10 protein-coding genes are annotated in these 9,322 nt (G+C 73.2%); 3 read left to right on the top strand and 7 right to left on the bottom strand.

Going from position 1 to position 9,322, the window contains the following annotated elements; genetic code table 11:
• Positions 1-124: 124 nt before the first annotated feature.
• On the bottom strand, positions 125-1,087 hold the full coding sequence (locus tag ACZ4U1_RS13690) for a LysR family transcriptional regulator (RefSeq protein WP_467902979.1): 963 nt from the start codon (positions 1,085-1,087) through the stop codon (positions 125-127).
• A 198-nt stretch (positions 1,088-1,285) separates the two neighbouring features.
• Here ACZ4U1_RS13690 and snpA point away from each other — a divergent pair, with 198 nt between their 5' ends.
• A complete protein-coding gene (gene snpA, locus ACZ4U1_RS13685; RefSeq protein ID WP_467902978.1) occupies positions 1,286-1,975 on the top strand; it encodes a snapalysin in 690 nt (229 codons plus the stop codon).
• A gap of 145 nt (positions 1,976-2,120) precedes the next feature.
• On the opposite strand, the gene ACZ4U1_RS13680 is transcribed toward snpA, so the two are convergent.
• From ACZ4U1_RS13680 to ACZ4U1_RS13665, 4 genes are read right to left on the bottom strand one after another with little or no spacing between them, the layout of a single operon-like run.
• Positions 2,121-3,302 (bottom strand): XdhC family protein, encoded by a 1,182-nt coding sequence (locus ACZ4U1_RS13680; RefSeq protein ID WP_467902977.1) that lies wholly within the window; start codon positions 3,300-3,302, stop codon positions 2,121-2,123.
• On the bottom strand, positions 3,295-5,433 hold the full coding sequence (locus ACZ4U1_RS13675; RefSeq protein WP_467902975.1) for a xanthine dehydrogenase family protein molybdopterin-binding subunit: 2,139 nt from the start codon (positions 5,431-5,433) through the stop codon (positions 3,295-3,297). The genes ACZ4U1_RS13680 and ACZ4U1_RS13675 overlap by 8 nt, the downstream gene beginning before the upstream one ends.
• Positions 5,430-6,422 carry an FAD binding domain-containing protein gene (locus tag ACZ4U1_RS13670; protein WP_467902974.1) on the bottom strand — a complete coding sequence of 331 codons (993 nt, stop codon included), beginning with the start codon at positions 6,420-6,422 and terminating at the stop codon, positions 5,430-5,432. Before ACZ4U1_RS13670 ends, ACZ4U1_RS13675 begins: the two co-directional genes overlap by 4 nt.
• Complete coding sequence (locus ACZ4U1_RS13665; protein ID WP_467902973.1) at positions 6,419-7,000, bottom strand: 2Fe-2S iron-sulfur cluster-binding protein; 582 nt, start codon at positions 6,998-7,000, stop codon at positions 6,419-6,421. The genes ACZ4U1_RS13670 and ACZ4U1_RS13665 overlap by 4 nt, the downstream gene beginning before the upstream one ends.
• Positions 7,001-7,270: 270 nt before the next feature.
• On the opposite strand from ACZ4U1_RS13665, the gene ACZ4U1_RS13660 reads away from it, so the two are divergent.
• On the top strand, positions 7,271-7,849 hold the full coding sequence (locus ACZ4U1_RS13660; RefSeq protein ID WP_467902971.1) for a TetR/AcrR family transcriptional regulator: 579 nt from the start codon (positions 7,271-7,273) through the stop codon (positions 7,847-7,849).
• Positions 7,850-7,930: 81 nt separating this feature from the next.
• Here the strand turns inward: ACZ4U1_RS13660 and ACZ4U1_RS13655 are convergent, their stop codons facing one another.
• Both ACZ4U1_RS13655 and ACZ4U1_RS13650 read right to left on the bottom strand, forming a co-directional pair.
• On the bottom strand, positions 7,931-8,428 hold the full coding sequence (locus ACZ4U1_RS13655) for a CBS domain-containing protein (protein WP_467902970.1): 498 nt from the start codon (positions 8,426-8,428) through the stop codon (positions 7,931-7,933).
• A 17-nt stretch (positions 8,429-8,445) separates the two neighbouring features.
• The gene (locus tag ACZ4U1_RS13650; RefSeq protein ID WP_467903511.1) at positions 8,446-8,643 is read right to left on the bottom strand and encodes an SHOCT domain-containing protein; all 198 of its coding nucleotides are present in this window, start codon (positions 8,641-8,643) and stop codon (positions 8,446-8,448) included.
• A gap of 195 nt (positions 8,644-8,838) precedes the next feature.
• Here ACZ4U1_RS13650 and ACZ4U1_RS13645 point away from each other — a divergent pair, with 195 nt between their 5' ends.
• Complete coding sequence (locus tag ACZ4U1_RS13645) at positions 8,839-9,294, top strand: Crp/Fnr family transcriptional regulator (RefSeq protein WP_467902969.1); 456 nt, start codon at positions 8,839-8,841, stop codon at positions 9,292-9,294.
• Positions 9,295-9,322 lie beyond the last annotated feature (28 nt).

Genomic DNA, 9,322 nt, shown 5'->3' with positions numbered 1-9,322 from the left:
CCCCGCCCCCCCCCCCCCTCCCCCCCCCCCTCCCCCCCCCCCCCCCCCCCCCCCCCCCCCCCCCCCCCCCCCCCCCCCCCACACGCTTGCCAGGGCACCTGGGAGTCACCCCCTGATCGCGTCCTCAGAACGCCCCCGCCAAGGAGGGTGCGTCGCCACCGCGTGCACGCGGCAGCCGCTCCCGGTACGCCGGTGCCTCGTGAGCCACCGCCCAGTAGGCCTCCTCCAGCTCCGGGAAGGCTTCGTCCAGTTCGGTCTCCGTGCGGGCCGCCAGCAGGAGGCGTACTCCTATGGGGTCGCCCTTCAGCGGGCGGATCGCGAGGTCGGGGCGGGGATGAGCGGTCGGCTGGCTGACCGTGACGACCTCGCCGGTGGCGGCCAGGGAGTACGCGGTGAGGTAGTCGCCGTGCAGTATCTCGGGCTTCAGGCCCGCCGCGCGCAGTACCCGGCACAGGCCGTCCCACTCACCGTCGACCGTGGAGTCGACCATCCAGCGGTCGCCGGCCAGATCGGCGAGGCTCACCTCCGGCCGGGACGCCGCGGGATGGTCCGCGGCGAGGGTGACGAACTGGGGTTCGCGCTCGACCAGCACGCGCAGGCAGAGGCTCGGAGGAATGCGCAGCGGACTGCCCTCGACCTCGTGCACGAAGGCCATGTCGAGCCGGCCGGCGGCGACCATGCCGAGCAGGGCGTTGGCGGACACGTTCATCTGCAGGGTCGGTTCGAGGCCCGGGCCCCGCGCTCTGAGCAGGCGCAGCCAGCCCGGGATGGCGCGGCTCGCCGTGGCGCCGATGCGCAGCTGGAATCCGCCGGCGGCACGGGCCGCCGCCGCCCTGGTGTCGGTGACGATCGCCGCGAACTCCGCGACCAGCGGCCTGGCCCGGCTCAGCACGGCCAGCCCCAGGGGGGTGGGGCGGCAGCCGGTCCGGGCGCGTACGAAGAGCTGGGCGCCGAGAGCGCGCTCGATCCGCCGTAGCTGCGTGCTCAACGAGGGCTGTGCCACACCGAGTTGCCGTGCAGCTTTGTGCAGGCTGCCGGTGTCGGCGATGGCGCAGAGAACGCGCAGATGCCTCACCTCCAGCTCCATGGGAGGAGCGTAGGGCGGGGCCGGGCACCACACCAGATGTTCAACTTCCAATGAACCTGACGAGTCGGCGGAGTCGGCCGAGCCGGCCACCGATAGCCCGGGGCTATCCCCGATTGCCATCATCCCCTGCCCCGTTGGCCTGCCCGACACTCACTGGCAACCGATCGTTCAACCCCACAGGACGAGAAGGAGCCCCCCATGGCGTCGTTCCGTACCAGCACCGGGTCGAAGAGATCCAGGAGACTCCTGGCCCTGGCACTCGGCCTCGGTCTGGCCTCCGCCGCGCTCGGCACCGCGAGCCCGGCGAGCGCGAACAGCACCGCCGACACCCCCACCCGCACCGCGGCCACCGGCTACGTGGGCACGGCAGAGAACGCCGGCACCAAGGCGTTCTTCGACGCCGTGCTGAAGTCGGTCGCCAAGAGGCGGGCCGAGCAGCCCTCCCTGAAGGTGGTGACGGTCTACTACAACGCCTCCCAGGCGCCGAGCTTCCGCTCCCAGATATCGAGCGCCGCCTCCATATGGAACAGCTCGGTGCCGAACGTCAAGCTCCAAGCCACCTCGGGCAGTGGCGACTTCGCCTACTACGAGGGCAGCGACCCGCGCGGTTCCTACGCCTCCACCAACGGCCACGGCCGCGGCTACATCTTCCTGGACTACGCGCAGAACCAGCAGTACGACTCCATCCGGGTCACCGCGCACGAGACCGGCCACGTGCTGGGCCTGCCCGACCACTACAGCGGCCCGTGCAGCGAACTGATGTCGGGCGGCGGCCCCGGCCCGAGCTGCACCAACCGGTACCCGAACTCCACCGAGCGGGCCAGGGTCAACCAGCTGTGGGCCAACGGCCTCGCCAAGGCGCTCGCGCAGGCGGGCAAGGCGGGCTGACCCCGCGAGCGGGACGGGCCGGCGGCCTGCCCGACCGTCCGGGCCGGCCGCCCTCCCCACAGCCCGGCCGCTCATCCCGGTACGGACCGCGGCACCGGCCCGCGGTCCGTACCCGTGTTGGTGTCCCCCCTTCCCCGCAGCCCCCTCAGGCGACCGCCGGCCTGCCGCCCTCCCCGGTCCCGTGGTGGATCGGCGTGTCCGAACCGGTCAGGGGGACGCCCGTGCCGCCCCGCCTGGTGGCGACGATCTCCGCGGCGATCGACAGGGCGGTCTCCTCCGGTGTGCGGGCGCCGAGGTCGAGGCCGATCGGCGAGCGGAGCCGGGCCAGTTCGCGTTCGGTCACGCCCTCCGAGCGCAGACGCCGGTTGCGGTCCTCATGGGTGCGGCGGGAGCCCATCGCGCCGACGAACGCGACCGGCATCCGGAGGGCCACCTTCAGCAGGGGTACGTCGAACTTGGCGTCGTGGGTGAGCACGCACAGGACCGTGCGGGCGTCGGTCGTGGTGCTCCGCAGGTAGCGGTGCGGCCAGTCGACCACGACCTCGTCGGCGTCCGGGAAGCGGTCGCGGGTCGTGAAGACGGGGCGGGCGTCGCAGACGGTCACGTGGTAGCCGAGGAACTTGCCGGCCCGGACCAGTGCCGACGCGAAGTCGACCGCGCCGAACACGATCATGCGCGGGGGCGGCACGTTCGACTCGACCAGCAGCGTCAGTCCGCCGGGGCAGTGCGAGCCTCCCCCAGACTCCTCCCGGGGGGACCCCCATCTCGCTCCGCTCACGGACAGGTCCACCGTGCCGGTGCGGCCCGCCTCCAGCATTGCCCGGGCTTCCTCCGTCGCCGTCCGGTCCAGGTCCGGGTGGCCGCCGAGTCCGCCTTCGGACGTGCCGTCGGGCCGGACCAGCAGGGCCCGCCCGAGGAGTTCGGCCGGGCCGCGGGCGACCCGGGCGAGGGCCGCCGGCCGGCCCTCGGCAGCCGCTGACAGAGCGGATGCGACGGCCGTCCGGGCGGGCGCCTCGCCGACCACCGGCGTGATCAGCATGTCGATCGTGCCGCCGCAGGTCAGGCCCACGGCGAAGGCGTCCTCGTCGCTGTAGCCGAACCGTTCGCGGATGCTTTCTCCGGTCCGGAGCGCCTCGCGGCACAGGTCGTACACCGCGCCCTCGACGCAGCCGCCGGAGACCGAGCCGATGGCGGTGCCCTCGCGGTCGACGGCGAGGGCGGCGCCGGGGCCGCGCGGTGCGCTGCCGCCCACGGACACGACGGTGGCGACGGCGAACTCGCGGCCCTCCTCGATCCAGTGGTGCAGTTGCGCGGCCAGGTCAAGCATCCGGCGCCCCCGTGGCGGCCGACAGGACGCGGTCCGGCCGGATGGGCAGGCTGCGGTGGCGTACGCCGGTCGCGTGCCAGACCGCGTTGGCGACGGCAGCGGCGGCGCCGACGATGCCGATCTCGCCGATGCCCTTGATCCCTACGGGGTCGTCGGGGTCGGTGTCGTCGATCCAGTCGGCCTCGATGCGGGGTATGTCGGCGTGGGTGGCGACGTGGTAGCCCGCGAGGTCGGCGCCGACGTGGCCGCCGGAGGCGCGGTCCCGGGCCGCCTCCTCGTGCAGGGCCATGGAGATGCCCCAGATCATGCCGCCCAGGAACTGGTTGCGTGCGGTCAGCGGGTTGACGATCCGGCCGGCCGCGAAGATGCCGAGCATGCGCCGCACGCGGACCTCGCCGGTGGTGACGTCCACGGCGACCTCGGCGAACTGGGCCCCGAAGGAGTGCCGTTCGGCGGGGGTGAGGGCGCCGAGGGCCTCGGTGGTGTCGGAGTGCACCGTGAGGCCCTCCGGGGGGATGTCGGCGCCGAGGGCCAGCCGTTCGCGGAGTTCGCCGGCCGCCGTCTTGACGGCCCAGGACCAGGAACGGGTGCCCATGGAACCGCCGGCGATCATCGCCGGGCCGAAGTCGCTGTCGCCGATGCGCATCCGTATGTGCTCCGGGGAGACCTGGAGGGCGTCCGCGGCGACCAGGGTGAGCGCGGTACGGGCCCCGGTGCCGATGTCGGCCGCGGAGATCCGCACGGTGAAGGTGCCGTCCGGATGCGCGGTCGCCGTCGCGGTCGACGGTGCGGCACCCGACGGGAAGGAGGCCGCCGCCGTGCCGGTGCCGAGCAGCCAGCGGCCCTCCCGGCGCAGTCCGGGCCGCTTGTCGCGGTCCGCCCAGCCGAACCTGCGGGCGCCCTCTCGGAAGCAGGCGACCAGGTTGCGGCCCGCGAACGGCAGGCCCGACACCGGGCCCGTGGCGGGTTCGTTGCGCAGGCGCAGCTCGATCGGGTCGATCCCGCACTTCTCGGCGAGTTCGTCGATCGCCGCCTCCAGCGCGAACGAGCCGGGTGCCTCGCCCGGGGCGCGCATGTACGTCGGGGACGGCACGTCGAGCCGTACGACGCGGTTGGCGGTGTGGTGGGCGTCGGCGTCGTACATCACCCGCGCCGCCCCGGCGCTCGGTTCCACGAACTCGTACACGGTGGAGGTGTGGTTGACGGAGCGGTGCTCCAGGGCGCGCAAACGTCCGTCGGGGTCGGCGCCGAGCCGGACCCGCTGGGTGGTGGGGCTGCGGTGGCCGGCCAGCGAGAACATCTGACGCCGGGTCAGGACGACCCGCACGGGCCGCTGGAGGAGGGTCGCGGCCATCACGGCGGCCACCTGGTGGGCGCGGACGCCCTTGCTGCCGAAGCCGCCGCCGACGTGTTCGGAGCGTACGCGGACGGAGGCCGGGTCGAGCGAGAAGAGGTTCGCGAGTTCGCCGGCGACCCAGGTGACGCCCTGGTTGGAGTCGATCACCTCCAGCCGTCCGTCGTCCCAGCGGGCGGTCGCCGCATGGGGTTCCATCGGGTTGTGGTGCTCTTCGGGGGTCGTGTACTCGGCGTCCACGACGACGGCCGAGGCCGCCAGTCGGGCGTCGAGGTCCCCCTTCTCCGTCACCGCCGGCATATGGCCGTCCACCGGGTGGGCGTCAGGGTGCTCGCCCGTGAACTCGACCTCGTGCGGCTCCTGTTCGTAGTGCACGACGAGCGCCTCGGCGGCCTCCCTCGCCTGTTCGGACGTCTCCGCGACGACGAGCGCGACCGGCCAGCCCAGGTGCGGCACCCGGTCGTGCTGGAAGACGGCGCAGGTCGGGTCGGGCGTGCCCAGCATTCCGGTGTAGTCGGTGACGAGGTGGGGGGCGTTGCGGTGGTCCAGGACGGCGAGGACGCCCGGCATGGAGAGGACGGGGTCGGTGTCGAGGGCGACGATGCGGCCACGGGCGATGGTGGACAGCACCAGCCAGCCGTGGGCGAGGTCGGCGAAGGGCACCTCTGCCGCGTAGCGGGCGGCTCCGGTGACCTTGTCCCGTCCCTCGACACGGATGTGGCCGGTGCCGACGGACGGCGCCTGGGCAGCTGTCGTTCCGGTGGTGACGGTGGTCATCGAGCGGTCTCCTCGGCGAGTTCGGTCAGGACGGTCACCACGAGGTTGCGGATGAGGTCCACCTTGTAGCCGTTGTCCGGCAGCGGCCGGGCCGCCGCCAGCTCGGCGTCGGCCGCGGCGGCGTAGGTCTCGGCGCCGGCCGGCGCACCGGTCAGGATCCGCTCGGCGGCACAGGCCCGCCACGGGCGGGAGGCGACGGCCCCGAAGGCCAGGCGCGCCTCCTGGACGACGCCGTCACGTATGTCGAGCGCGGCGGCGAGGGAGCCGATGGCGAAGGCGTAGGAGGCCCGCTCGCGCACCTTGCGGTAGCGGGAGTGGGCGGCGACCGGGGTGGGCGGCAGCGTGACGCCGGTGATCAGCGCGCCCGGCGGCAGGGCGGTCTCGCGGTGCGGGGTGTCGCCGACGGGCAGGTAGAAGCCGGCGAGCGGCAGCTCCCCGGGACCTTCCGCGGTTTCGAAGTGGACCACGGCGTCGAAGGCGGCCAGGGCGACGGCCATGTCCGAGGGGTGTACGGCCACGCAGTGCTCGGAGGCGCCCAGGATCGCGTGGTTGCGGTGTTCGCCGGTGAGGGCGGGGCAACCGCTGCCGGGCACACGCTTGTTGCAGGGGCGGCTGACGTCGGTGAAGTAGCCGCAGCGGGTGCGCTGGAGCAGGTTTCCGCCGACCGTGGCCATGTTGCGCAGCTGTCCCGACGCGCCGGCGAGCACCGCCTGGGCGAGCGCCGGGTAGCGGCGCCGGACCTCGGGGTGGGCGGCCAGGTCGCCGTTGGTGACGGTGGCACCGATGCGCAGACCGCCCTCGGGTGTCGTCTCGATCCGGTCGAGCGGAAGCTCGCGGATGTCGATGAGCCGTGCCGGCCGCTCCACACCGGTCTTCATGAGGTCGACGAGGTTGGTGCCGCCCCCGAGGAAGCGGGTGTCCGGATCGGCGTCGAGCAGTGCGACGGCGCCGACGACGTCGTGTGCCCGCTGGTAGTCGAACTCCCTCATGCCACGGTCTCCTTCGCGTCCGTGCCGACCTCCACGCGTCCTTCGTCCGTCCGGGCTTCCGCCGCGCGGGCCACCGCCTCCACGATCGAGACGTACGCGCCGCAGCGGCACAGGTTGCCGCTCATCCGCTCCCGGATCTCGTCGGCGGTCAGGGACGGCGGCCCCGCTTCGGGGCGGACGTCCTCGGTGACGGCGCTCGGCCAGCCCGCCGCGTGTTCCTCGATCATCCCGATCGCGGAGCAGATCTGGCCCGGTGTGCAGTAGCCGCACTGGTAACCGTCCAGATCGAGGAAGGCCTGCTGCACGGGGTGCAGCCGCTCGCCGTCCGCCACGCCTTCGATGGTGGTGATCTCCCGGCCCTCGGCCGCCACGGCCAGCTGCAGGCAGGCGACGGCCCGGCGGCCGTCCAGCAGGACCGTACAGGCCCCGCACTGTCCCTGGTCGCAGCCCTTCTTGGTGCCGGTCAGATCGAGCCGCTCGCGCAGGGCGTCGAGCAGGGTGGTGCGGTGATCGACGGGCAGTGTGTACTTCTCGCCGTTGATCTTCAAGGTGATGACACTGGACGCCGAAGAGGCCATGAGCGAGCTTCTTTCGCAATTTCAGGACAGACGGAGGACCTGCAGCCGGAATGTGGGCGGCGGGGGGAGTGCGTCGTGCGGGCCTGTGCCGCGTGGGCGAAGCGAAGGTGCGGGGGTGCTGGGGCCGAACAGTGCAGCTGGCGACTGCCGTAGGGGCGCGTCCGCCGCTATGGTGGACGTGACCGGACAGCTGTCCGCTACTTGGGAAACTTAACGGACAGCTGTCCGCTTAGCAAGGGCGAGGTTTTGGCCACGCCTCGAGGAGGACGAGTGCCTCAGCAGAAGGACTCACCCCGGCGCTCAGACGCACAGCGCAACCGCGAGCGCATCCTGGAAGTGGCCGTCACCGAGCTGTCGCGCTGCGCGGACACCCCGCTGAGCGTGATCGCCAAGAAGGCCGGGGTCGGGCAGGGCACCTTCTACCGCAACTTCCCCAACCGCGAGTCCCTCGTCCTGGAGATCTACCGCCACGAGATGCAGCAGGTCTCCGAGAGCGCGCAGCACCTGCTCGACACCCGGGCACCCGACGAGGCCCTGCGCGCCTGGATGGACCGGCTGTCCGAGTTCGCCATGACCAAGGCCGGTCTGGCCGACGCGATCCGGCAGGTCACCGGCGCACCGGGCGGCCCCGCGAAGCCGTCCCCCACACCGGTGGCCCGTGCGGCGGACCTCCTGCTCCGCGCCAACGAGGAGGCCGGGACGGTACGGCCCGGTGTCACCGCGGACGACTTCCTCCTCGCCATCGCCGGCCTGTGGCAGCTCGACCCGCACGACGACTGGCGGCCACGCGCCGCCCGGCTCCTCGACCTGGTCATGGACGGACTGCGTACGGGGGCGGCCCGCGCCTGAGACCCCGCGCTCCACGGAACGGGACGCACGCCCTGCGGAAGGGGATCCCTGCGGAGGGGGATCCCTGCGGAAGAGATTCCCTCACGGAATCGGAATACCGTGCTCCCGCTCCCTTCGGCGCGGTGGCAGCCCGGGCAGCGTGGCCCTGACCAGCGCCGCCTGCTGCACCGGCCCGGCCCGGCGGTGCAGACCAGCGGCGGCGGCCACGTAGTCATGCGCCGTGAGCAGGCCGGTCAGCCGTCCGTGCGGATCGGTGACGGGCAGCGCGTCGATCCGTTCCTCCGTCATCACGGCCGCCGCGCGGAGCGTCGACTCCTCGGGGTGGACCGTGACCGTACGGCGCCCGCGGACAAGGTCGCGCACGGTGCGGCGGGACAGTGTCACGGCGGGGTCCGCGCAGGCGACGGCGAGTTCGGCGCGATCCAGCACTCCGGCGCAGCAGCCGTCGTACCGGACCACCGGCAGATGGCTCTGCCCGGACCGCTCGACCACCTCCCAGGCCATCAGCACGGTCTCGTCCTCGCCGATCGAGTACGGCGCCCCGTCCATGAGGGCGCCCACAGAAAGCTTCTCGTCCACGGCTGTCTCCCTCCCGGTCAGCGCCGGCCGGACCGGCGCGCCTCACCCATCGTCTCGCGCAGGACGGCCATGCGGCGGCGGTACTCCTCCTCGTCCAACTCGCCCCGGGCGAAGCGCTCGGCGAGAAGCCGTTCGGGAGTCTGCCCGGACGACCGGCCGTCGGCACGGTCGCTCCTCCCGCCCGGCACGCCGACGCCATGGCCGTACCGGATCATCACGGTGACTCGCCTCCTCCGGGGCCGCCGGGAGCACGAGCCCGGTGCCTACGGCTCCCGAAGTCTCCGCTCCCCATACTTCCCCGGTTCCTCGAGCACGTCATAGGTCGACGCGGCCTGGTCCGGGCGGCCGGTGGTGCGAGGGCCCGGGGGCGCGCAGGCTGGGATCAGGATCCCCTGAAGGGAGCCGGTGTGATGACCTCCGCCAGCACGACCGCGGCTCTTGAGCCGGTGTACCGCGAGCGGCTGACGCGGCTCGCCCGTGAGGTCTCGTTCGAGGCCGGGACCCGCCTGTTCGAGGAGGGCCGGCGCGCCGACCGGTTCTGGATCGTGCGCACCGGCACGGTCGCCCTCGACCTGCACGTGCCCGGCCGCCGTCCGGCCGTGGTCGAGTCGCTCGGCAACGGCGAACTCGTCGGCTGGTCCTGGCACTTCCCACCGCACCTCTGGCACCTCGGCGCCGAAGCGGTGACCCCCGTACGGGCCTGGGAGTTCGATGCCGAGGCGGTGCGCGCGATGTGCGCCGCGGACCCCGAGTTCGGCCGGGCGGTCGCGATGTGGGTGGGGCGCGTGGTCGCCCAGCGGCTGCACGCCACCCGGGTCCGGCTGCTCGACCTCTACGCCCCCTACGGCAGCGGGGATCCGACCTGACGCCGGAGCCCTGCCCGGCCAGGGCCTG

The sequence above is a fragment of the Streptomyces sp. NPDC028928 genome (assembly GCF_055564915.1).
This window is presented reverse-complemented; position numbering and strand designations above follow the sequence as displayed.